At 60.0% G+C, this 22,870-nt stretch carries 17 protein-coding genes; 6 read left to right on the top strand and 11 right to left on the bottom strand.

Features of this window, described 5'->3' with window-relative positions:
- Positions 1-168: 168 nt before the first annotated feature.
- On the bottom strand, positions 169-1,566 hold the full coding sequence (locus M2422_RS02050) for a NarK family nitrate/nitrite MFS transporter (protein ID WP_033145765.1): 1,398 nt from the start codon (positions 1,564-1,566) through the stop codon (positions 169-171).
- A 309-nt stretch (positions 1,567-1,875) separates the two neighbouring features.
- On the opposite strand from M2422_RS02050, the gene narX reads away from it, so the two are divergent.
- Both narX and narL read left to right on the top strand, forming a co-directional pair.
- The gene (gene narX / locus M2422_RS02045; RefSeq protein WP_033145766.1) at positions 1,876-3,672 is read left to right on the top strand and encodes a nitrate/nitrite two-component system sensor histidine kinase NarX; all 1,797 of its coding nucleotides are present in this window, start codon (positions 1,876-1,878) and stop codon (positions 3,670-3,672) included.
- Positions 3,665-4,315 carry a two-component system response regulator NarL gene (gene narL, locus M2422_RS02040; RefSeq protein WP_008499531.1) on the top strand — a complete coding sequence of 217 codons (651 nt, stop codon included), beginning with the start codon at positions 3,665-3,667 and terminating at the stop codon, positions 4,313-4,315. Before narX ends, narL begins: the two co-directional genes overlap by 8 nt.
- A gap of 3 nt (positions 4,316-4,318) precedes the next feature.
- On the opposite strand, the gene M2422_RS02035 is transcribed toward narL, so the two are convergent.
- The 7 genes from M2422_RS02035 to nasR all read right to left on the bottom strand — a co-directional run bounded on the left by M2422_RS02035 (position 4,319) and on the right by nasR (position 16,632).
- On the bottom strand, positions 4,319-5,725 hold the full coding sequence (locus M2422_RS02035) for a YchO/YchP family invasin (RefSeq protein WP_033145767.1): 1,407 nt from the start codon (positions 5,723-5,725) through the stop codon (positions 4,319-4,321).
- Between the two features lie 47 nt (positions 5,726-5,772).
- Entirely contained in the window at positions 5,773-8,298 is a 2,526-nt protein-coding gene (locus M2422_RS02030; RefSeq protein WP_064672660.1) for a nitrate reductase, read from the bottom strand.
- Entirely contained in the window at positions 8,295-12,281 is a 3,987-nt protein-coding gene (gene nirB / locus M2422_RS02025; protein ID WP_074399132.1) for a nitrite reductase large subunit NirB, read from the bottom strand. The genes M2422_RS02030 and nirB overlap by 4 nt, the downstream gene beginning before the upstream one ends.
- 12 nt (positions 12,282-12,293) lie before the next feature.
- Positions 12,294-13,082: an ABC transporter ATP-binding protein gene (locus tag M2422_RS02020; protein WP_087822744.1), complete on the bottom strand. Its 789-nt coding sequence runs from the start codon at positions 13,080-13,082 to the stop codon at positions 12,294-12,296.
- 9 nt (positions 13,083-13,091) lie between these two features.
- Positions 13,092-13,970 carry a nitrate ABC transporter permease gene (gene ntrB, locus M2422_RS02015; protein WP_064672662.1) on the bottom strand — a complete coding sequence of 293 codons (879 nt, stop codon included), beginning with the start codon at positions 13,968-13,970 and terminating at the stop codon, positions 13,092-13,094.
- A gap of 2 nt (positions 13,971-13,972) precedes the next feature.
- On the bottom strand, positions 13,973-15,220 hold the full coding sequence (locus M2422_RS02010; RefSeq protein ID WP_064672663.1) for a CmpA/NrtA family ABC transporter substrate-binding protein: 1,248 nt from the start codon (positions 15,218-15,220) through the stop codon (positions 13,973-13,975).
- Between the two features lie 227 nt (positions 15,221-15,447).
- On the bottom strand, positions 15,448-16,632 hold the full coding sequence (gene nasR / locus M2422_RS02005) for a nitrate regulatory protein NasR (protein WP_064672664.1): 1,185 nt from the start codon (positions 16,630-16,632) through the stop codon (positions 15,448-15,450).
- A 72-nt stretch (positions 16,633-16,704) separates the two neighbouring features.
- On the opposite strand from nasR, the gene M2422_RS02000 reads away from it, so the two are divergent.
- The 3 genes from M2422_RS02000 (at position 16,705) to M2422_RS01990 (ending at position 19,400) form a co-directional block, all read left to right on the top strand.
- Positions 16,705-17,058 (top strand): DsrE/DsrF/TusD sulfur relay family protein, encoded by a 354-nt coding sequence (locus M2422_RS02000; RefSeq protein ID WP_008499522.1) that lies wholly within the window; start codon positions 16,705-16,707, stop codon positions 17,056-17,058.
- Between the two features lie 106 nt (positions 17,059-17,164).
- Complete coding sequence (locus M2422_RS01995) at positions 17,165-18,949, top strand: methyl-accepting chemotaxis protein (RefSeq protein ID WP_039263586.1); 1,785 nt, start codon at positions 17,165-17,167, stop codon at positions 18,947-18,949.
- A 211-nt stretch (positions 18,950-19,160) separates the two neighbouring features.
- Entirely contained in the window at positions 19,161-19,400 is a 240-nt protein-coding gene (locus M2422_RS01990) for a DUF1883 domain-containing protein (protein ID WP_010432930.1), read from the top strand.
- Between the two features lie 30 nt (positions 19,401-19,430).
- Here M2422_RS01990 and M2422_RS01985 read toward each other — a convergent pair whose 3' ends face one another.
- Together M2422_RS01985 and chaB are read right to left on the bottom strand one after the other, a co-directional pair.
- A complete protein-coding gene (locus M2422_RS01985) occupies positions 19,431-20,126 on the bottom strand; it encodes a gamma-glutamylcyclotransferase (protein ID WP_064672949.1) in 696 nt (231 codons plus the stop codon).
- A gap of 177 nt (positions 20,127-20,303) precedes the next feature.
- On the bottom strand, positions 20,304-20,534 hold the full coding sequence (chaB, locus tag M2422_RS01980) for a putative cation transport regulator ChaB (protein WP_023312121.1): 231 nt from the start codon (positions 20,532-20,534) through the stop codon (positions 20,304-20,306).
- A gap of 270 nt (positions 20,535-20,804) precedes the next feature.
- Between chaB and chaA the strand changes: the two genes are divergently transcribed.
- Entirely contained in the window at positions 20,805-21,905 is a 1,101-nt protein-coding gene (gene chaA, locus M2422_RS01975) for a sodium-potassium/proton antiporter ChaA (RefSeq protein WP_023312122.1), read from the top strand.
- An 88-nt stretch (positions 21,906-21,993) separates the two neighbouring features.
- Here chaA and kdsA read toward each other — a convergent pair whose 3' ends face one another.
- Positions 21,994-22,848, bottom strand: coding sequence for a 3-deoxy-8-phosphooctulonate synthase (gene kdsA / locus M2422_RS01970; protein WP_023335996.1), 855 nt, complete (start codon positions 22,846-22,848; stop codon positions 21,994-21,996).
- Positions 22,849-22,870 lie beyond the last annotated feature (22 nt).

Here is a 22,870-nt window from a genome sequence, read left to right as displayed (position 1 = left end):
AGCCAGTCAAAATTTAACATCTCAGGTATTAAGGGGTAGACCCACCTGCAAAGCGATGGCGATCACAGTGCTGCCGCAGGAGTCTTCTGTAAAAGCCGTAAGTATGTTGTAACTACTATTCAGGCTAAAAAAACGCGGCCCGAAGGCCGCGTAAACGGATAATCACACTTACTTATTTTTCTTGGTATTTCGGCCATATACCAGCCACGTAATCACAACGCAGGCGATATAGAAGACAAGGAAAACTTTCATGGCACCGGCCGGAGAGCCGGTCAGGTCCAGAGAGATACCGAACGCTTTCGGGATAAAGAAGCCGCCAATTGCGCCGATGGCAGAGATAAAGCCCAGCGCCGCGGCCGTATCCGTTGCCGCCTCGCGCATGGCCTGCTCTTCGCTCCCGCCCTGCGCCTTCACGCGATCCATCGTCAGCTTACGGAAAATCACGGAGATCATCTGGAAGGTAGACGCGCTCCCCAGCCCGGCCGTCAGGAACAGCACCATAAACACGCCGAAGAAGGCGATGAAGTTACCGCCCTGCCCGTCGACGGGTAGAGTGAGGAACAGCAGCGCGCAGAAGACCGCCATCACGACGAAGTTCACCAGCGTCACGCGGGTACCGCCGAGACGGTCAGAGACCATGCCGCCCAGCGAACGCGCCAGGGCACCGATAAACGGTCCGAAGAAGGCAAAGTGCAGGATCTGAATCTCCGGGAACTGCGTTTTCGACAGCATCGCGAAGCCCGCAGAGAAGCCGATAAACGAACCGAAGGTGGCCAGATACAGCAGCGCCATCACCCAGAGGTGTCCACGCTTCAGCACCGGCAGCTGTTCGCTCAGCGACGCCTTCGACGCGGAAAGGTCATTCATAAAGAACCAGGCTGCGAGGGTGAAGACCACCAGGAAAGGCACCCAGATCCAGGCGGCGTTCTGCAGATAGAGGGAAGAACCATCCGCCTGCTCAACGCCACCGCCGCCAAAGGCCGCGAAAATAGAAACAGAGATCGCCAGCGGGGCAATCAGCTGCATCACGCTGACGCCCATATTCCCCAGGCCGCCGTTAATGCCCAGCGCACCGCCCTGCTTCGCTTTCGGGAAGAAGAAGCTGATGTTCGCCATGCTGGAGGCGAAGTTCGCACCCGCAAAACCGCACAGCAGGGAAATAATCACGAACACGCTGAACGGCGTAGAGGTATCCTGCACCGCGAAGCCGAGCCAGACGCAGGGGACGATCATGATGCCCGTACTGAACGCCGTCCAGCGACGACCGCCAAACACCGGCACCATAAACGCGTAAGGCACACGCAGCAGCGCGCCTGACAGCGACGGCAGCGCGGTCAGCATAAACAGCTGATCGGTCGTAAACGTAAACCCGACTTTGGGCAGGTTGACCGCCACCGCGCTAAACAACATCCATACGCAAAACGCTAATAACAAACACGGCACGGAAATCCACAGATTCCGGCTTGCTACACGATGGCCGCGCTGTTGCCAGAACGCCGGATCCTCTGGACGCCAGTCTGTAATAACGGCACCATTTTCCCTTTCGGGAGCGGATGAGTGACTCATAGACACCTCTGATTCTCGAATGATGCTGCAAACATTAGGGTTTTAGGGCGGCGGTAAGTTGATATAAATCAAAGGAAAAGTGGGAGGATTTGCGGCGTAAAATAAGGCATCACCCTTAGTGAGTAGGCTAATTCGGTAAAAAAGACGTGGTTTTTCACGGCACTGACGGTTCCAGACTACCCCCACCTCCTTCCCCCTACTCCGTTGGCAATTTAGGGGTAATCCTTTATTGGTATGGGTATACTCCAGGGTATGCACCAGAATAGCGCCATTCCTGCAAGCAGGCCACGTCAGGAGCACGCCACCTCTATGTTAAAAAGATGTTTATCTCCGCTGACGCTCGTGAATCAGCTAGCCCTTATCGTTTTGCTGTCCACCGCCATCGGCGTGACCGGCATGGCGATCTCCGGCTGGCTGGTACAGGGCGTACAGGGTAATGCGCATGCCATCAACGAGGCAGGCTCGCTACGCATGCAGAGTTATCGCCTGCTGGCGTCGGTTCCCCTGACGCAGGACGATCGGCCCCTGATTGATGAGATGGAGCGCACGGTCTTCAGCCCCGAACTGGAAAACGCCGCCATCCGCGCCGGTCAGCAATATCAGCTCAAAGCCCTTCAGGGCTACTGGCACACCCAACTGGAGCCCGGGCTGAAACAGGCGCGCAGCACCGAAACCGTTGCGCAGGACGTGGCGGGTTTCGTCTCACGCATCGATGCGCTGGTCTCCTCTTTCGACCAAACCACCGAATTACGCATCGACCGGGTGGTGATGGTGCACCGCGCCATGGCGCTGTTTATGGGGCTGCTGCTGATCTTCACCATCGTCTGGCTCCGCGCGCGACTGCTAAACCCGTGGAAACAGCTGCTGGCAATGGCCCGCGCGGTCACCGCACGCGATTTTACCCAGCGCACGCACATTAGCGGGCGCAACGAGATGGCCATGCTCGGCCAGGCGCTCAACACCATGTCTGCAGAGCTCTCAGAGAGCTACGCGGTGCTTGAACAGCGCGTTCAGGAAAAAACGGCCGGACTGGAGCAGAAAAACGAGATCCTCTCCTTCCTGTGGCAGGCCAACCGTCGTCTGCACATGCAGGTGCCGCTATGCGAACGCCTCTCTCCGGTGCTGAACGGCCTGCAAAATCTAACCCTCCTTCACGACCTTGAGCTGCGCGTCTACGACGTGGAAGACGAAGATAACCATCAGGAATTTACCTGTCAGTCGGATATGTCCTGCGATGACAAAGGCTGCCATCTTTGCCCTCGCGGCCTGCCGCCGCTGACGTCCGGCGGCACCACCCTGAAGTGGCGCCTGACCGACAGCCACACCCAGTACGGTATTCTGCTGGCAACGCTGCCAGCCGGGCGTCACCTGAGCCACGACCAGCAGCAGCTGGTCGATACGCTGGTCGAACAGCTAACGGCCACGCTGGCGCTCGACAGGCATCAGGAAAAGCAGCAGCAGCTTATCGTCATGGAAGAGCGCGCGACCATCGCCCGCGAGCTTCACGACTCTATCGCCCAGTCGCTCTCCTGTATGAAAATGCAGGTGAGCTGCCTGCAGATGCAGGATGCGGAGATGCCCGAAAGCAACAAGCAGCTGCTCAGCCAGATCCGCAACGAGCTGAACACCTCCTGGATACAGCTTCGCGAGCTGCTGACTACCTTCCGTCTGCAGCTGACCGAGCCGGGCCTGCGTCCGGCGCTGGAGGCCAGCTGTCACGAATTTAGCGCCCGGCTGGGGTTCCCGGTGAAGCTGGACTACCAGCTGCCGCCGCGGTTTGTCCCCTCCCACCAGGCCATACATGTACTGCAAATCGCCCGTGAAGCGCTGAGCAACGTGCTCAAGCATTCCGGCGCGACGGCGGTAACGGTCACCGTCAGCCAGCACAGCAATCAGGTGAAGCTCACGGTTCACGACAACGGCCGCGGCGTGCCGGAAAATGCCGAACGCACTAACCACTATGGTTTAATTATTATGCGAGACCGCGCCCAAAGCCTGCGCGGTGATTGCCAGGTTCGCCGGAGAGAGACGGGTGGCACGGAAGTTGTGGTCACCTTTATTCCCGAGAAACCGCTTACAACTGCTCAAGGAGAAACCCATGACTAATCAGGAACCGGCATCCATCCTGTTGATCGACGACCATCCGATGCTGCGTACTGGCGTGAAACAGCTGGTCAGCATGGCGCCCGATATCACCGTGGTTGGCGAAGCCAGCAACGGTGAACAGGGCATTGAGCTTGCCGAATCCCTCGATCCCGATCTGATCCTGCTGGATCTGAATATGCCCGGCATGAACGGTCTGGAAACCCTCGACAAGCTGCGGGAAAAATCGCTTTCCGGGCGCATCGTCGTCTTTAGCGTGTCGAACCATGAAGAGGATGTGGTCACAGCGCTGAAGCGCGGGGCAGATGGTTATCTGCTCAAGGATATGGAGCCGGAAGACTTGCTTAAGGCGCTGCAGCAGGCCGCGGCGGGCGAGATGGTTCTCAGCGAAGCCTTAACGCCGGTGCTGGCCGCCAGCCTGCGCGCCAATCGCGCCACCTCTGACCGTGACGTCAGCCAGTTAACCCCGCGCGAGCGCGATATTCTCAAACTCATTGCCCAGGGGCTGCCGAACAAAATGATCGCCCGCCGCCTGGACATCACCGAAAGCACGGTCAAGGTGCACGTGAAGCATATGCTGAAGAAAATGAAGCTCAAATCCCGCGTTGAAGCCGCGGTGTGGGTGCATCAGGAACGCATTTTTTAAGGATTACTCCTCCGGCAGAAGCTTCCAGCGCGGGTCGTTGTCCGGCAATGCGACCAGCGGCTGCACGACGGTCAGCACGATCTCATTGGACGAGACGCGCTGGCCTTTCTCATCTTCCACCACCGCCGACAGGTGCCAGCGGTTTGTCGCCCCTTCACTGTCATCCCAGGCAGGCATAATTACACTCCAGCCGTCGCTGCTGTTGCTTTTGGCCGGCGACGTCAGGCTCAGCGCCTGCGTATCCCCCTGCCAGTGGATCTCACGAATGCCGTGCGCGCTGCGAACCTGAAGCTTCAGCATAACGGTCTCGCCCCCTTTCAGATCCCACGGCGGCGTCGCCAGCCAGACGGACAGCGTTTTACGCTGGCGGAACTCCATCACCGGCAGGCTATTGCGCTCCGGCGAGTCGTAGCGGCTTCCGCGCAGGGAACGCGTGGCGGCGACTTCACCGGCGGAAAGCTGCTTCACCAGCGGCACGCCAAAGCGATAGTTGAGCTTCAGCCCGAGGTTATTCTGGCTCGCGCCACTTTCGCCCTGCTTGTGCGCGGCGGTCAGGGTGACCAGCGGCACGGGGGTATAGTTAAGCCCCAGATTCACCGCTACGGGATTGTGATAGCCCGTTCCGCTGTTGAAGAGATCGACGTTATCGCCGAAGTATTGCTCGAAGCTCACGCTGGTATTGAGATGATGGAACCACGGCAGCCAGGCTTTAGCGGTGACGTCATAGCCGCGCGCCATGCGCTGCTCCTGGACGTCGGAGCGATCGCGCCAGCCGGCAAAGGGCTGATAATAGTTGGCTGACAGGCGCAGATTTTCCCCCCACGCTTCCGCGCCCAGCCCGGCACGCTGCAGGTTTTCGTCCAGCAGGTTATCGTAAAATGTGTTGTAACCCAGCAGCCATTTCCCGGCGACCCAGCGCTGGCCTATTCCGGCGTTACTGACCAGGCCATCCGCCTGCTGGGTCAGGCCAAGCTGGCTCCAGCTCAGGTAACGGTTGTTATCGTTCCAGGGGATAAACCAGCTCCCGCTGCTGCCGTTAAATTTGCCGTCGTTATCCACCAGCAAGTTCACGCTGGCGTTCCCCCAGGGCGAAAGCCAGGACTCAATCTGCTGGTTCACTTCGCCGCTCACCGCGTCGCGCACCTGGCCAAACGCAAACTGACGCGCCTGCTCGCCCGTTGTCAGGCCGTTGTCGGTCATGCTGGCTTCACCGAAGGCTTTCGCCATTTCGGCCAGGTGTTTTTCCCCCTCGCCCGTTGGCGCCGCCATGCCGAGGTCGGGCAAACTATCCCCGTTATTATCAAAGGGATTTTGCGCCTGCTGGATAAAGGAATTCGGCGCACCGTGAACGGCTCCGACCGTAACAAGGGAGAGTAATAACAGCAAACGAATGCGGGACGATACAGCCATCAACGTCGTAAATAAGAACCTGTGTTAATGAATAAACTCTTATTATGTTAACGCGATAAGCCTTGAAATGCAGTTCTGGAGGACATTTCAGGATTATCCTGAAACAGCCCTTTCAGCTCCGGCACGCAGGAGCCACAGTTCGTACCGCAGCGCAGCGTCGCCCCCAGCGCGGTGACGGAATCACACCCGCCGACGATCGCCTCCCGTATCGCATTCTCCCCGACGCTGAAACAGCTGCAGATAATGCGTCCCGGATCCGCCGCCTTCCCGACGCTCTGTCCGTTCAACAAGGCGTGGCGTTCTGCGAGAAGCACGGGTGGGGATTGAAAAGCGGCTTCAATCACCGCATGCACCAGCGCCGGTAACGCGGTGCCCTCCCAGAAGCCCAGCATCAGCTGGCCTTCATGCCAGGCCAGCACGCTGCTGCGTTCGCCGGTTTGCGCCACCTGCAGCTGCCAGCCCCGGTCGCTGACGTATTCCATTACCCACGGCAGCAGCGGTTGATCGCCCGCCACCGTCAGGCGTGAGGCTTTGCGCCACCAGTAAGCCGAAGAGGGCATTTCCGGCCATTCCCGGGCATAGAGTTCCCCCTGCCAGGCGGGCTGCCAGGGCAGGATCCTGACGGCGGTTTGTTTACTCTCTGGCTGGCCCGAAACCGGATCGCAGCGCCCTTCCACCAGCGCATTCACCTTTCCCTGGCGGGCAAACCCGGCGTTCCAGTGCATCGGGGCAAACGCCTCGCCTTCCCGTATCCCGTCGCTGATTCGCACTCTTGCCACCATCACGCCGCGCGGCGAGCTGATGCGCGCCAGCTGGCCGTCGCACAGGGAAAACCGAACGGCGTCTGCCGGGCTAACCTCAACAAACGGTTCGGCGATATGCTGCATCAGCCTCGCCACGTATCCCGTTCGGGTCATGGTATGCCACTGATCGCGGATGCGCCCCGAGTTGAGAATCAGCGGGTATAAGGCGCTGACCGTCGCGCCGTGCGACAGAGGGTTAACGGGAACGATGTTTCGGCGCGGAAAACTCCCCGTCGGCCACTGATAAGGCTCAAGCTGATCCCACTCCTCACGGGTTAGCGCAGCCAGTTCATGAAGATTCAATGCCCGCGCGCCGTCATTTTCAAAGGCCGTCAGCGCCGCATGTTCGCAAAAAATCTCGTGCGGATGTTGCCAGGCAAAGGCCTCGCCGTAGCCCAGCCGTTTCGCCATCTGCGCGACGATCCACCAGTCCGGCTTCGCTTCGCCCGGCGCGGGCAGAAACGCGCGCTGGCGCGAAATGCGGCGTTCCGAGTTTGTCACCGTCCCGTCCTTCTCCCCCCAGCCCAGCGCCGGAAAACGGATATGGGCGAACCGGCTGGTATCGGTATCCTTCATCACCTCAGAGATCATCACCAGCGGGCAGTTCGCCAGCGCCTGACACACCGCGTGGCTGTCCGGAAGCGACACGGCGGGGTTAGTGCCCATGATCCACACCGCCTTCACCTCGCCGCGGGCAATGGCGTCAAACAGCTCCACCGCCATCAGGCCCGAGGTTTGCGCCAGCCGTTCCGTTCCCCAGAAACGCGCCACCCGCGAGAGATCGTCCGGCTCAAAGTTCATGTGCGCCGCCAGCTGGTTCGCCAGCCCGCCCACTTCCCTTCCCCCCATCGCGTTTGGCTGTCCGGTCAGCGAAAACGGGCCGCAGCCCGGACGGTTGAACTTCCCGCTGGCAAGATGAACGTTAATGATGGCGTTACACTTGTCGCTGCCGCTGGCGGACTGGTTGATCCCCATGGTGTAGAGCGTGATGGCCCGGGGCGCCGTCATAAACCAGTCATAAAAGGTGCCTATATCCTGCGGCGAGAGGCCGCAAAACGCCGCCACGCGCTCAACGGGCCACTCATCCGTTCCCTGAATCACATTAAGCAGACCGACAAACAGCCCGGCGTCGCTGCCGGGGGCGAGCGCCAGATGCAGGTCAGCAATATCACAGGTGGCGGTTCTGCGGGGATCGATTACCACCACCTTCATCCGCGGGTTGTCGTGCTTCGCCTGCACCAGCCGCTGGTAGAGCACCGGATGCGTCCAGGCCGCGTTCGAGCCAGCCAGCACCACCAGATCGCTGTTTTCCATATCCTCGTAGCCGCACGGCACCACGTCTTCGCCAAAGGCGCGCTTGTAGCCCACCACCGCCGAGGACATACAGAGCCGGGAGTTGGTATCGATGTTTGCCGCGCCGATAAACCCTTTCATCAGCTTGTTGGCGGCATAGTAATCCTCGGTCAACAGCTGGCCGGAGGCGTAAAACGCCACCGCCTGCGGCCCCCATTTATCGATAATCTCCCGCAGGCGCTCTCCTGCCGCGCTCAGCGCCTGCGCCCAGTCCACCTCAAGGCCGTCAACGACCGGGCGCAAAAGCCGCCCCTGTAAGCCCGTCGTTTCCCCCAGGGCCGATCCTTTCACGCACAGGCGGCCCAGGTTCGCAGGATGGGTTTCATCCCCATGAACGCTTACCGCTTCACCTTCCACGCGGGCGACCACGCCGCAGCCCACCCCGCAGTAGGGGCACGTTGTCCGGGTTTCCGTCATGAGGCCTCCGCACGCATTACCAGGGCGTCGCTGCCAACCCACACCTTGCCGTTTTCAATCTTCACTGGCCACGCGCGCACCGAGGGTTCGCCGTTCTCTACCTGACAGCCGTCGCGCAGGCGAATGCGCTGCTTGTAGAGCGGTGAAATCACCACCGGCTCGCCCGCCGCATCGCCAAGAATGCCGCGTGAAAGCACGTTCGCATCGCCGCCCGGCTCCCGATCGTCGAGGGCGTAAACGGTTTTACCAAAGCGGAACAGCGCAATCGGCTTACGTCCAAGCCGCGCGCCGATGCCCGCCTGCTCGGGGATATCGTCGATGCCGCAAATTTCCTGCCAGCGCTTGCTTTCATCCGGCGCGGTCTCGTTCACCGTCGTGCGGAACAGCGCCAGACGGCTGGGATCGCTGAGCGTGGTTTGCCATTCGCACTGGTAGGTTTCCACCACCCGGGCCATCTCCTGCTCCAGCTCGTGGGCGATGCCGAGGCTGTCGGTGAGGATCACCTCCCGCAGATAGTCGAGGCCGCCTTCCAGGTTGTCCATCCAGGTGCTGGTGCGCTGCAGGCGATCCGCCGTGCGGATGTAAAACATCAGGAAACGGTCGACGGTGCGGATCAGCGTTTCGTCGTCCAGATCGCTGGCGAAGAGATCCGCGTGGCGCGGCTTCATCCCGCCGTTGCCGCACAGATAGAGGTTCCAGCCCTTATCGGTGGCAATCACCCCCACGTCTTTGCTCTGCGCCTCCGCGCACTCGCGGGTGCAGCCTGAGACCGCCATTTTGATTTTGTGCGGCGCGCGCAGGCCCTTGTAGCGGTGCTCCAGCCGGACCGCGAGGCCGGTGGAGTCCTGCACGCCGTAGCGGCACCAGGTCGAGCCGACGCAGGATTTCACCGTGCGCAGGGATTTACCGTAGGCGTGTCCGGTTTCAAACCCGGCCTCCACCAGCGCCTGCCAGATCGCCGGCAGCTGTTCCAGAGTGGCGCCGAAAAGATCGATACGCTGTCCGCCGGTAATTTTGCTGTACAGGCTGTAGCGTTTCGCAATCTGCCCGATGGCAATCAGCCCGTCGGCGGTCACTTCCCCTGCGGGCATGCGCGGCACGATGGAGTATGTGCCGTCCTTCTGGATGTTGGCGAAGTAGCGGTCGTTGGTATCCTGCAGCGGCAGGTGCGCCGGTTTCAGCAGATACTCGTTCCAGCAGGAGGCGAGCACCGATCCCACCAGCGGCTTGCAGATCTCGCATCCGTGCCCCTGTCCGTAGCGGCTGATAAGCTGGTCAAAGGTGCGGATATGGTTGACGCGCACGAGGTGGTAAATCTCCTGGCGCGAGTACGGGAAGTGCTCGCAGATGTCCTTTTTCACCTCCACGCCCTGCTCCGCCAGCTGGAACTCCATCACCTGCTTCACCAGCGCGCTACATCCGCCGCAGCCGGTCGCCGCTTTGGTGCACTGCTTAACGGCGCCGATATCCGCCGCGCCCGCGCTCACCGCCCGGCAAATATCGCCTTTACTGACGTTATGACACGAACAGATCTGCGCGCTTTCCGGCAGCGCCGCCACGCCGAGCGCTTTTGGCGCGCTGCCTGACGACGCGGGTAAAATGAGCGTTTCCGGCTCTTTCGGCAGGCTGATGCCGTTAAGCATCATCTGCACCAGCGTGGCGTATTCGCTGGCATCGCCCACCAGCACGCCGCCGAGCAGCGTTTTGCCGTCGTGGCTGACCACGATTTTCTTGTAGATTTGCTGCGGGCCGTGCGTCCACTGGTAGCTCAGCGCCCCCGGGGTGCGCCCGTGGGCGTCGCCGAACGAGGCCACGTCCACGCCGAGCAGCTTGAGCTTAGTGCTCATATCCGCGCCGGTGAAGGTTTTATCCTCCCCCGCCAGCGCGGCGGCGGCCACCCGCGCCATCTGATAGCCGGGCGCGACCAGACCGAAGATTTTCCCCTCCCACAGGGCGCATTCGCCGATGGCCAGCACGTCCGGATCGGAGGTCTGGCAGCCGTCGTCAATGCAGATCCCGCCGCGTTCGCCGATAGCCAGCCCGCTGCTGCGCGCCAGCGCGTCCTGCGGACGGATGCCCGCCGAAAAGACCACCATGTCCGTTTCCAGCTGTTCGCCATCGGCAAAGCGCAGCACCAGCCCGCCGTCCGCGGTGGCGATCTCCGTCGTGGCTTTACTGGTGTGAACGCCGACGCCCAGCGCCTCGATTTTCTTGCGCAGCATCGCCGCGCCGTCGTTGTCGAGCTGGACCGCCATCAGGTTGGGCGCAAACTCCACCACGTGGGTTTCCAGCCCGAGCTGCTTCAGGGCATTCGCCGCCTCCAGTCCGAGCAGGCCGCCGCCAATCACCACGCCGCGGCGCGAGCCCGCCGCATGTGCAGCAATGTTGTCCAGGTCGTCAAGGGTGCGGTAGACAAAACAGCCCGGCAAATCGTTGCCCGGCACGGGCGGAACGAACGGGTATGAGCCGGTCGCCAGCACCAGCTTGTCCCAGTGGGTCTCATGCCCGCTGGCGGTACGCACCACGCGCGCATCGCGATCGATAGCGACGATCTGCTGCGACAGGCGCAGCTCAATGCCGCTGTCAGCAAAGAAATCCCCCTCCACCAGCGAGAGCGACGCCGCGCTGCGGCCGCCAAAATATTCCGACAAATGCACACGGTCGTAGGCGGCATAGCGCTCCTCGCCAAAGACAACGATCTGATACTGCTGATGCAGATTGCGCTTAACGCAGTCTTCGAGGAAATGATGGCCGACCATACCGTGCCCAACCACCACCAGAGTAGGTTTTGTCATAGCATTCTGTCCTGCAACCTGCGGTTGCGTAGTGAAACGATCGAACAGCCAGTCCGCGTGGGCGGGCGTGGCCGTTGCCAGTAAATCGGTAAACGTTGCCGCGCTGCGGCAGTCGCCCATCAGCAGCGCGCCAGCCAGCGCCCCCTGATGGATCAATAAACGACGATAGTGACGGGTCAGCGGATCCCATGCGCTCCAGACCACGTCGCCCTCCTGCTCCGCCGCACGGCCGAGGCTGAACAGCTCCACGCCCGTCACCTTGAGGCGCATCCCGCTGTCGGTCAGGGTAAACGGCGCGGTAGCGTCCCCGGCCAGCCGCGCGGCCAGGATTTCCGCCTGCGCCAGGCAGGGGGCGACCAGGCCAAACGTCTGCCCGTCAATTTCGCAGCACTCGCCGATGGCGTAGACGTTCGGTTCGGAGGTTTGCATCTGGTGATCCACCACGATGCCGCGCGCGCAGCGAATGCCGCTGGCCTGCGCCAGCGCGACGCTGGGCTGCACGCCGGTCGCCAGCACCACGCGAGCGGCGACGACGCGGCGCCCGTTGAGCAGCGTCACGCTATTCCCGCTCACCGCTGCGATGCCCGAGGCGAGCTCACAGCGCACGCCCCGCGCCGCCAGCGCCTCTTCCAGCAGCATTCCCGCCTGCCGATCCAGCTGCTGCTCCATCAGCCACGGACCGCGATGAACCAGCATGACGTTGTCACCTGAGCGCGCCAGCGCTGCCGCCGTCTCAACCCCGAGCACGCCGCCGCCCAGCACCACCGCCGGACCGGCGATCGTCCGAATGGCACGGGTATCCTCCAGGGTGCGGAACGTGAACACATGCGGCGCATCGCAGCCGGGGATTGGCGGAATAAAGGGCGTTGATCCGGTGGCAAACACCAGCGCGTCCCAGCCCAGCGTGCGGGCGGTGGTTTGCACTTCCCGCGCGTCCACGTTCACGGCGATCGCCTTTTCGCCCCGCAGCACCGTCACGCCGCGCGACTGGTACCAGTCGTCATCCTGCAAACAGATGTCTGCAGCCTGCTTTTCACCGCCCAGGACCGGCGAAAGCTGGATGCGGTTATAGGCATGCTCCGGCTCGTCACCGATGACGGTGATAGCGAAAAGACCGGCAGCACGCCCGGTGAGCGCGGCAATCAGCCGCGTGGCCGCCATGCCATTTCCGATAATGACCAGTCGCATCAAAACCCCTCGTTACGCCGCTTTCGGCTGCTTTTCATAGAGGAAATGGAGGATCTGCTGGCGCATGTGGTGATAGCGGCTGTCGTCGGCCAGCTGCACCCGGTTGCGCGGGCGCGGCAGGTCCACGCGCAGGATCTCCCCGACGGTGGCCGCCGGGCCGTTGGTCATCATCAGCACGCGATCGGAGAGCAGCACCGCCTCGTCCACGTCGTGGGTAATGAGCACGATGGTGGTGTTCAGCGCCTGCTGGATCTGCATCACCGAGTCCTGCAGATGCGCGCGCGTCAGGGCGTCGAGCGCGCCGAAGGGTTCATCCATCAGCAGCACTTTCGGCTTCATCGCCAGCGCGCGGGCAATGCCGACGCGCTGCTTCATGCCGCCGGAGATCTCCCCCGGTCGCTTGTGCAGGGCGTGCCCCATCTGCACGCGGGCGAGGTTGTGCTCGATCCACTCCCTGCGCTCCGCCTTGCTCATGCTGTGGCGAAACACGTGATCGACCGCCAGGGCCACGTTGTCGAAGCAGGTGAGCCACGGCAGCAGCGAATGGTTCTGGAAGACCACCGCACGTTCCGGACCCGGCCCGGCGATTTCACGGTTGTCGCAGATCAGCCCGCCTTCCGTCGGCAGGGTAATACCGGCGATGAGGTTCAGCAGCGTCGATTTGCCGCAGCCGGAGTGCCCGATCAGGCTGACGGTTTCGCCCTCGTGGATATCAAAAGAGACGTTTTGCAGCGCAAGAAACTCGCCGCTGGCGGTGGAAAAACGCTGGCTCACGGCCTGGACCTGAATTAATGGTTTCATGTTCGCTCCTTATTTTTCCTGCCAGCTAAAGCGACGGGCGATCAGCATCAGCCCCTGCTCCAGCAGCAGCCCGACCACGCCAATGATGACGATGGCGATGAGAATGTTTTCGACGTTGAGGTTGTTCCACTCGTTCCAGATCCAGAAGCCGATCCCTAAACCTCCGGTGAGCATCTCGGCGGCGACGATCACCAGCCAGGCGATGCCGATGGAGAGACGCACCCCGGTCAGCACCGCGGGCAGCACCGCCGGGAAGAGAATGCGGCGCATGATGGTCCACTCGGAAAGCTGCAGCACCCGGGCCACGTTGAGGTAGTCCTGCGGAATGCGGCGTACGCCTTCGGCGGTGTTGATCACCATCGGCCAGATGGAGCAGATGAAAATGGTCCAGCTCGACGCGGGCTCCGCTTTCTGGAACAGCAGCAGGCCGATGGGCAGCCAGGCCAGCGGGCTAACCGGGCGTAACAGCGCGATCAGCGGGCCGAACATGCGAGAGAAAAAGGTGAAGCGACCAATCAGGAAGCCGAGCGGGATCCCGGCGAGCGCGGCCAGGCCAAAGCCCACCGCCACGCGCTGTAATGAGGCGAGCACGTTCCAGCCGATGCCCATATCGTTAGGCCCGTCACGATAAAACGGATCGGCAAACAGGGTGATGGCGGAATCGAGCGTGCTGAGCGGCGTCGGGAAACCTTTGCTGTTAATCGCCGCCAGCTGCCAGAGCACCACCAGCAGTCCCAGACCGAGTAACGCCGGAATGATGCGCTGGAGGATCGCGTTAATCCGACGCGCAAACGTCGGCGTACGGCGGCGAACCTGCACCGGAGGCAGGACAATCACCTCCCCACTCTCCGGCGTCTCGTGTGAATTCGTTTTTTGCAGATGCTGCATAATCAGGCCCCTTTACGGTGAATGGCGAAACGGCTGGCGTATCCTTCCGGGTCAGTACCGTTCCAGACGGTGCCGTCCATCAATGTGCTGCTGCGTAATGGTGAAGTCGGTGTGCTGATGCCCCCCACCGCCGTGGCGGCATCCTGCCAGACCGCGGTCTGGTTAATGCGCTGCGCGATGCCCGCGTAGTCCGGCGCGGATTTGAGCAAGCCCCAGCGGCGGAACTGGGTTAAGAACCACATGCCGTCGGAGAGATACGGGTAGCTGACGGCCCCCTCGTTGAAGAAGCGGATCGGGTGCGCGTCCTGCCAGCGCTGGCCCAGGCCGTTGTCGTAATCGCCGAGCATGCGTCCGGTGAGATACTGTTCCTTGCAGTTGAGCCACGCCCGGCGGGAGAGGATCTGCGCGGTCTCGCGTTTGTTTTCCGGGGAGGCTTCGATCCAGCGCGCCGCCTCCAGTACCGCGCTCACCAGCGCCCGCGCGGTGTGCGGGTTTTTCTCCACCCAGTCGCGGCGCGTACCGAGGATTTTTTCCGGATGATCGGCCCAGATAGACTGCGACGTGGCGGCGGTAAAACCGATGCGGTCGTTGATGGCCCGGGCGTTCCACGGCTCGCCGACGCAAAAGCCGACCATGTTGCCAATGCGCATGTTCATCACCATCTGCGGTGGCGGCACCACCACCGTGCGCACGTCGTCAAAGGGGTTAATGCCCGCGCTGGCCAGCCAGTAGTAGAGCCACATGGCGTGCGTCCCGGTCGGGAAGGTGTGCGCGAAGGTGTAGGTGCCGGGCGCCTGCTGCCCAATGAGCTTTTTCAGCCCGTCAAGGTCTCGTACGCCATTCTCCGCCAGATCGCTGGAAAGCGTAATCGCCTGGCCGTTCTGATTGAGCGTCATTAGGTTCGCCATCTGCTGCGGCTTGCCGGCGATGCCCAGCTCCAGGCCGTACAGCAGGCCGTAGAGAATGTGCGCGGCATCGAGTTCGCCCGCCACCAGCTTGTCGCGCACCGCCGCCCAGCTCGCCTCTTTGGTGGGCACGATGGTAATACCGTATTTTTTATCAAAGCCTTTCAGCGCCGCGATAACCACCGGGGCGCAGTCGGTCAGCGGGATAAACCCGATGCGCACCGTTTCCTGCTCCGGTTTATCCGAGCCTGCCGCCCATGCGGCCTGCATGATACCCGGTAACAGCATTGCGCCACTCGCCAGCACGCTGGCCTGCAAAAAACGCCGTCTCGACAAATCCGCCATGACCACTCCTGAAAAAAAACCAAAAAAAAGCGCCCACGATGCCGAAGCACCAGTGGACGCCTTTATCCCGAAGACGCATGCGCCGCCGTTGGCGCATCGTCAAAAATGGTTAATCCGATAATGCAAAGTGAATGCCAGGTTTTAACCCGCAATTTCCGGGGCGCTAACCGAACTCCCCTCGCCTGCACGCACCTTAATCAGGCACAAAATGCCCGCTGACCGTGCAGCTACTCCTTTGGTGTTACCTGCCATAAATTCTTCACCATCAGCAGCGCGCGGGCGATATCCACCATCCTTTGGTTCTTGTCCATCGCCATTTTGCGCAGCGCCGTCCAGGCCTGTTCCTCACTCATATTCTGGTGGGTCATCAGCACGCTTTTCGCTTTATCAATGACTTTGCGCTCTTCAAGCGTATCGCGCAGCGATGCAAGCTGGCGCGAGAGCTGTTCTATCTCGCGTGCCTGCTGGCGCACCAGGGTGAGCAACGGTTTTTCCGGATACTGTATCAGCGGGTCGTCCTGCTCATCGGCGGGAGGCACGTACTCATCGTTACGGTAAATACGCTCGTCCACCGCCGTCATCAGATCGGCGATGAGCGTCTCCTCCAGCGTGCGCAGATGCTCAAGGCGCGCGGTTTGCAGAGCAAACCAGGCCAGAGCGGTAAGGCCATCATCCGCGGCAGGCTGGCGGGTACAGGCTACGCGCCGGAGTTGCTCCGTTTCACGATCGGGCTGGCAGTGCAGAGAAAAGGTGGTCTGGACGTCAGCGGAGCTGTGTGAGAGAAAAATTTCAAAGCAGGCCTGCTGCCCGTCGATGCGGTCAACCAGCCTCTGGCGAGTCACATCATCGAAAAAGCCCTGCGTGAAGCCAATCGCCCCCAGGGCCCGCTCCTGTCCCGCCAGCTCTTTCCCCTGCATCAGGCTATAAAGGGCAACAAAACGCCCGGCGATTTGCGGATCGTCAATGCTGTCATTGAGCTGCGGCACGATACTGAGCAGATGGCGAAGCATGCGGGAGTAGTGTTCCATCGCCTGCGGCGCCGTTACCGTTTGCTGAATAACACCGTCGCGCAGCGCGGGAAGCATATCCAGGCTCTGAAGCGCGCCGCCGATACGTTCACAGACGGTACTTCCCGGGATCGGCGACTGTTTTTCAAGAATGTCATAAAGTGCAGCGAGGTTTTCATCCGCCAGCGCCCGGCTGGCTTTGCATTCAGGGGCGTAGAGCTTACCCTGTGAGCAGAGCCAGACGTTGGACGCCCCACGCTCGCACTGTAACATATGCACCAGTTGGCTAATGCCGTGCACAAGCACGCCAAGCTGTGCCAGCTTGCTGAGCTGCTCCCGGCGCATCATTCTTGCGCGCTCGAGCCATTCAGCAGCGCCTGGCGAAATGCCAGCCATTAATGTCATGCTTACTCTCCAGAACAGCGAAACTCGGGAAAGCTAAGCAATATTCGTGCCTTTATAAGAACAGGAGTCAACATGCAAAAAATTGTGATCGTCGCCAACGGTGCGGCTTACGGCAGCGAATCCCTTTTTAACAGCCTGCGCCTGGCGATTGCGCTGCGTGAAAAAGAGAGCGACCTGGCGTTACGACTCTTTTTAATGTCGGACGCGGTCACCGCGGGGCTGAAGGGTCAAAAACCGGCAGAAGGCTATAACATTCAGCAGATGCTGGAGATCCTCACCGCGCAAAACGTGCCGGTGAAGCTGTGCAAGACCTGCACCGACGGCCGCGGCATTACCGGTCTGCCGCTGATTGATGGCGTAGAGATTGGTACGCTGGTTGAGCTGGCCGAGTGGACGCTGTCCGCCGATAAAGTATTAACTTTTTAATAATAAACCAGTAAAAATATTATTTTCTTATGGACGCGGTTTCAGCATCAAGTTTACCTGCGGGGTTGCCGATAGGCATGGAAACAACACAGCAGGTATTTCACTTATGTTCAGATCGATTCGTGCACGCATCATCGCGGCGACGGCAGGCTGTCTGGTCGTCGCCCTTCTCCTTAATACCGTTATTAACTTCCAGGTCACGCGCCAGGATAACCAGCAGTCCCAGCGCGATATCCTGACCAGCACCAGCGCCAGCCATAACATGGCGATTGCCGACTGGGTAAAAAGCAAGATGACGGTGATCGCCTCCGCGCAGACCGTTGCGCTGAATGACGACCCGGTTCCTGTGTTTAAACAGCTTGCACAGGCGGGTGGATTCACCAACGTCTATGTTGGCTACGCCAGCAAAACGGCGAAATTCTCTGAACCGGCGGGCGTTCCGGCGGACTATGACCCGACTATTCGCCCGTGGTATCAGCAGGTGGTCAGCACGGACGGTCCGGTTGTCACCGCGCCCTACGTTGACGCGGGGACCGGTAAACTGGTGGTAACCTTTGCGGTGCCGGTGAAAGAAAATGGCACGCTCAAAGCGGTCGTGGCGGGCGATGTGGCGATGGACAGCGTGGTGGCTAACGTGCGCGGGATCCATCCAACCCCGGCCAGCAGCGGGCTGCTTCTGAACAGCGACGGCAGCGTGATTGCCGCTAACGATCCGGCTCTGACGCTGAAACCGTTTGGTGAGACGATTAAGGGCATTGATTTTGCTGCGCTGAAAAGCGGTAACCCCGTCGACGGAACGCTGAACGACGCGGAAAAAACCTTCGTGGCGACAGCCGTGCCGGGCACAAACTGGCTGTTAGTCATCGCGCTCGACAGCGGTGACGCCACCTCCGGCATGCGTTCCTTGCTTAAAGCCTCGGGGATTTCGCTGGTGATCCTCGCACTACTGAGCGCGGCGATTGTGCATTTCCTGATTGCCCGCCTGCTCAAGCGTTTGTCCGACATTCGCGACGCGATGCACAACATTGCTAACGGCACTAACGATCTGTCCCAGCGCCTGCCGGATAACGGCGAGGATGAGGTCGCGCAAATTGCGCAGGCCTTTAACGCCTTCAGCGATAAGCTGTCGGTGGTGATGGTGCAGCTCCGTGACGCCAGCGAATCGGTGAAAAACGCCGCGCAGGAGATTGCCGCAGGTAACCAGGATCTTTCCGGACGTACCGAGCAGGCGGCATCCAGCCTGCGCGAGACGGCCAGCGCCGTGGAGCAGATCACCGCCTCCGTGACGCAGTCGAATGAATCGGCGGCAGAAGCGAACGACCAGGCGAGCAAGGCCTCAGCGGCCGCGGCGCGCGGCGGCGAGGTGGTATCGCAGGCGATCAGCACCATGCAGTCCATTGAAGTCGCGTCGGCAAAAATTGGCGATATCACCAGCGTGATTGACGGCATTGCTTTCCAGACCAACATTCTGGCGCTGAACGCCTCCGTCGAGGCGGCGCGTGCGGGTGAGCAGGGGCGCGGGTTTGCCGTCGTAGCAGGTGAAGTGCGTAACCTGGCGAGCCGTAGCGCTCAGGCGGCGAAAGAGATCAAATCGCTGATTGATTCCACCACCGACAGCGTGGCAACCGGCTCCCGCTACGTGCATCTGGCGGGGGAAAGCATGGATGAGATCCGCTCCAGCATCGGCAGCGTCTCTGGCATCATGCGCGAAATCTCCATCGCCACCAGCGAGCAGATGAAAGGGATTCATGAGATCAACCACGCGGTGACCCATCTCGACAGAATGGTTCAGCAGAACGCCGAGCTGGTGGTGGAATCCGCCGCTGCCGCGGGTGCCCTGCAGAGCCAGGCGGGCGACCTTGCTGAAACAGCCGGGCATTTCCGCATTTAATCTTCTTCCGGCGCGCGTTTAGCGGGTAAAACGCGCGCCAGCGTAAATTTTGAGGAATTTTGTCATTTTCGTTTAATCGTTATGCCATTTTTTGATCAAAATCAGCATCCCGCCCCCTCCCCTTTGGTGTTATGCCATGAGTGAATTGTGAACAACATCACGCTCGGATATGGCAGCAGGGAGAGCGTTGTTTAAGACTACGGGGTAAAAAATGGCACTGGTAAAAACAAGTTTGAAACTGTTTGGCGGGGATACGGTAGTGGTGCGTTGCTCAGAACGCTGTCGTATTCATCTGATGAGTTCGAAAGCACAAAAACAGTCCCAGGCGGATATTCTCACCGTACAGGACGATAAGGCCTGGCTTACCGTGCCGTATACCGGCACGTGGGATGTGCTGATTGACAGCCACAGCCAGTCGCTGGAGCACTCCGTCAGCTACGTGGCAGCATAAGTTTAAACGCCCGGCAAGCCGGGCGTATTGTCAGGCAAAACCCGGTCGCAGCGCGCTGTTGAGCGGGTTCCCTTCCAGCAGCGCCTTCACCTTCATCACCAGCTCATTCAGACAATCGTCCTTCATGCCGAGGCGCGTCAGCTCCTGATCGAGGGAGAAGAGATACTGCGCGTTGGTGCCCAGAGGCCCGCTGGCGGCGGCAATCAACGGGGCAATCACCTGCGTGCGGGTATCCGCTTCATACAGCGGATGGCGCGGGTCCATAATAAACACCAGCGCGTTGACGGTGCGTCCGTCGTCCAGTTCCAGCTTGCACCAGCTCGGCATATAGCAGCCGGTGATCATCTCGCGCTTCCAGAGCAGCGTGAGCTCCTCTTCCAGCGTGGCATCCGGCAGGCGATACGCCACGCCCGTGGTGCGCCCGCCCTCTTTCAGTGCAAGCATGCGCCCGGGCTGGCACGCGCTGCCGCGTCCGGCCGTCAGGCGCAGGCAAAATGCGCGATGCCAGCCTGGCAGCGTTCCCGTTGCCGATTCGACAAATTCCAGAGCCGGGTTCCACATCAGGGAGCCGTAGCCAAAAATCCATACCGGGCCATCATCCGGGCGGCAGGCAAGCGTAGCAGCGAGTGACGCCGCACGTTGTTCAGCTGACCAGAGAAGCGATTCCTCAATAGCACCAAATGCCGTCTTACAATCTGCCTTCATTAAGAAATCACGCGTTAACACTTTCCACCTCCGCCACTGCATGCTTCCTTGCGACATCTGTAATTCGCCTTCCGGGCATTTTATGCTGGTCATTTTGCCAGCAGTTAAATAACGATAAGCAATTAGCGGACCAGTTGCAATACAACGGAAGTTCAACCGCCTGAAAAGTCAAAATGAAGGCAGCGAATCATTTCACGGCTATTTCTTTTTATGCCATTTATCGTCGTCTCCTTTCTCATATTCATGTTTTACTGCGGCCCAGGCGACTTTGTGGGCCGTCTCTTCACGGCTGGCATCATCCCGGCGATCGTCCTTGTCTTTGTACTGATCCCAGGCGCTGTTGAACGCCTCTTTGTAGATATCCTGCGCGTGAGCGGGCAGCACGTTTTGCACGTTATCCGGTAATTCGCGTTTCGCTTTATAGGGCATCACTAACCTCTCTTTTGGTTAAAGAGATAAGTGTGGACGACGATACGCCATGGTGCCACCCGGCAATAATTTATGAATGCATTACATTTTTAATTTATTGTTATTTAATGAGTAATCAACAAAGAATATAAATTATAACCATCATCAATGAAAATAATGACAAAGGGTAAAATTAAGTAAAAAATAAAGGGTATTTAACAGAGATCTGTTAATTTAATGACCTCAAAAATCTATCTATAATTACAAGCACCTGCATTGATGGAGAAGCACATGACAGCAACACACGAGGCGGTAAAGACCCGCCACAAGGAGACGTCGCTCATTTTCCCGGTTCTGGCACTGGCTGTGCTGCTCTTCTGGGGAAGCAGTCAGTCACTGCCAGTGGTGGTTGGTATCAATATTCTTGCCCTGGTCGGCATCTTAACCAGCGCATTTAGCGTTGTTCGCCATGCGGACGTCCTGGCCCACCGTCTGGGCGAGCCGTACGGATCGTTAATTCTCAGCCTTTCCGTTGTTATTCTCGAAGTCAGCCTGATTTCCGCGCTTATGGCGACCGGCGATGCCGCGCCGACGCTGATGCGCGACACGCTCTATTCGATCATTATGATTGTGACGGGCGGCCTGGTAGGCTTCTCTCTGCTGCTGGGCGGGCGCAAATTTGCGACCCAGTATATGAACCTGTTCGGCATTAAACAGTATCTTATCGCCCTCTTCCCGCTGGCGATTATCGTGCTGGTCTTCCCGATGGCGCTGCCGGGTGCAAACTTTTCCACCGGGCAGGCGCTGCTGGTTGCACTGATTTCCGCCGCCATGTACGGCGTGTTCCTGTTGATTCAGACCAAAACGCACCAGAGCCTGTTTGTGTACGAGCATGAAGACGACGGCGACGATGATGACCCGCACCACGGCAAGCCGTCGGCCCACAGCAGCGCGTGGCATACGGTTTGGCTGATCGTGCATCTGATTGCGGTGATTGCCGTCACCAAGATGAACGCTAACCCGCTGGAGACGCTGTTAACCGAGCTGAACGCGCCGGTGGCGTTTACCGGCTTCCTGGTGGCGCTGCTGATCCTGTCCCCTGAAGGGCTGGGCGCGCTGAAAGCGGTGTTGAATAATCAGGTACAGCGCGCAATGAACCTGTTCTTCGGCTCCGTACTGGCGACGATTTCACTTACCGTACCGGTGGTGACGCTGATTGCCTTTATGACGGGCAACGAGCTGCAGTTTGCGCTGGGCGCGCCGGAGATGATTGTGATGGTCGCCTCGTTGCTGCTGTGCCAGATTTCGTTCTCAACCGGGCGCACCAACGTGCTGAACGGCGCGGCGCATATGGCCTTGTTTATTGCGTATCTGATGACGATATTTGCGTAATTTTATGCGGCGCGGGCTGATGCCCTCATCCCAACCCTCTCCCACAGGGAGAGGGAGAACAAAAAACCCGCCGAAGCGGGTTTTTTTATTAGTTGCTGGTATCCAGCTCGTCGAAGCTCTTCACCAGATCGTCAATCGCTTTGATCTGCTTCAGGAACGGCTCCAGCTTGTCCAGCGGCAGCGCGGATGGGCCGTCGCATTTCGCGTTAGCCGGATCCGGGTGCGCTTCAATGAAAAGGCCGGCCAGGCCGGTCGCCATGCCGGCGCGCGCCAGCTCGGTCACCTGAGCACGACGGCCGCCGGACGCGGCGCCGAACGGGTCGCGGCACTGCAGGGCGTGGGTCACGTCGAAAATCACCGGAGACTGGCCGGAGACATTTTTCATTACGCTGAAGCCCAGCATGTCGACAACCAGGTTGTCGTAACCGAAGTTTGCGCCGCGGTCGCACAGGATGACCTGATCGTTTCCGCCTTCGATAAACTTATCGACGATGTTACCCATCTGGCCAGGGCTGACGAACTGTGGTTTTTTCACGTTAATCACGGCACCGGTTTTCGCCATCGCCGCAACCAGGTCAGTCTGGCGCGCCAGGAACGCCGGAAGCTGAATCACGTCCACCACGTCTGCCACCGGCTGCGCCTGTGAGGCTTCATGCACGTCGGTGATCACTTTCACGCCAAAGGTCTGCTTCAGCTCCTGGAAAATTTTCATTCCCTCTTCCAGGCCCGGGCCACGGTAAGAGTTGATGGAGGAGCGGTTGGCTTTGTCAAAAGAGGCCTTAAACACGTACGGGATGCCCAGCTTCTGGGTCACGGTCACGTAGTGTTCGCAGATACGCATGGCGAGATCGCGGGATTCCAGCACGTTCATGCCGCCAAACAGTACGAACGGCAGGTCGTTTGCTACCTTGATATCACCAATGCTAACCACTTTTTGTTTCATAGGATCGCCTTATTCAGGTGTG

Source organism: Enterobacter sp. SLBN-59 (assembly GCF_024807915.1).
Lineage (GTDB): Bacteria > Pseudomonadota > Gammaproteobacteria > Enterobacterales > Enterobacteriaceae > Enterobacter > Enterobacter asburiae_B.
The sequence above is the reverse complement of the archived record's forward strand: the minus strand, read 5'-3'. Positions and strand labels throughout refer to the sequence as shown.

Excerpts from the sequence above, each read along its gene's own strand:
- ntrB (WP_064672662.1), bottom strand. The coding sequence starts at position 13,970 with ATGCAGCATCTGCAAAAAACGAATTCACACGAGACGCCGGAGAGTGGG.
- M2422_RS02050 (WP_033145765.1), bottom strand. The coding sequence starts at position 1,566 with ATGAGTCACTCATCCGCTCCCGAAAGGGAAAATGGTGCCGTTATTACA.
- kdsA (WP_023335996.1), bottom strand. The coding sequence starts at position 22,848 with ATGAAACAAAAAGTGGTTAGCATTGGTGATATCAAGGTAGCAAACGAC.
- M2422_RS02010 (WP_064672663.1), bottom strand. The coding sequence starts at position 15,220 with ATGGCGGATTTGTCGAGACGGCGTTTTTTGCAGGCCAGCGTGCTGGCG.
- narX (WP_033145766.1), top strand. The coding sequence starts at position 1,876 with ATGTTAAAAAGATGTTTATCTCCGCTGACGCTCGTGAATCAGCTAGCC.
- M2422_RS02035 (WP_033145767.1), bottom strand. The coding sequence starts at position 5,725 with ATGGCTGTATCGTCCCGCATTCGTTTGCTGTTATTACTCTCCCTTGTT.
- chaB (WP_023312121.1), bottom strand. The coding sequence starts at position 20,534 with ATGCCCTATAAAGCGAAACGCGAATTACCGGATAACGTGCAAAACGTG.
- nirB (WP_074399132.1), bottom strand. The coding sequence starts at position 12,281 with ATGCGACTGGTCATTATCGGAAATGGCATGGCGGCCACGCGGCTGATT.
- M2422_RS02020 (WP_087822744.1), bottom strand. The coding sequence starts at position 13,082 with ATGAAACCATTAATTCAGGTCCAGGCCGTGAGCCAGCGTTTTTCCACC.
- M2422_RS02000 (WP_008499522.1), top strand. The coding sequence starts at position 16,705 with ATGCAAAAAATTGTGATCGTCGCCAACGGTGCGGCTTACGGCAGCGAA.
- M2422_RS02030 (WP_064672660.1), bottom strand. The coding sequence starts at position 8,298 with ATGACGGAAACCCGGACAACGTGCCCCTACTGCGGGGTGGGCTGCGGC.
- narL (WP_008499531.1), top strand. The coding sequence starts at position 3,665 with ATGACTAATCAGGAACCGGCATCCATCCTGTTGATCGACGACCATCCG.
- chaA (WP_023312122.1), top strand. The coding sequence starts at position 20,805 with ATGACAGCAACACACGAGGCGGTAAAGACCCGCCACAAGGAGACGTCG.
- M2422_RS01995 (WP_039263586.1), top strand. The coding sequence starts at position 17,165 with ATGTTCAGATCGATTCGTGCACGCATCATCGCGGCGACGGCAGGCTGT.
- nasR (WP_064672664.1), bottom strand. The coding sequence starts at position 16,632 with ATGACATTAATGGCTGGCATTTCGCCAGGCGCTGCTGAATGGCTCGAG.
- M2422_RS01990 (WP_010432930.1), top strand. The coding sequence starts at position 19,161 with ATGGCACTGGTAAAAACAAGTTTGAAACTGTTTGGCGGGGATACGGTA.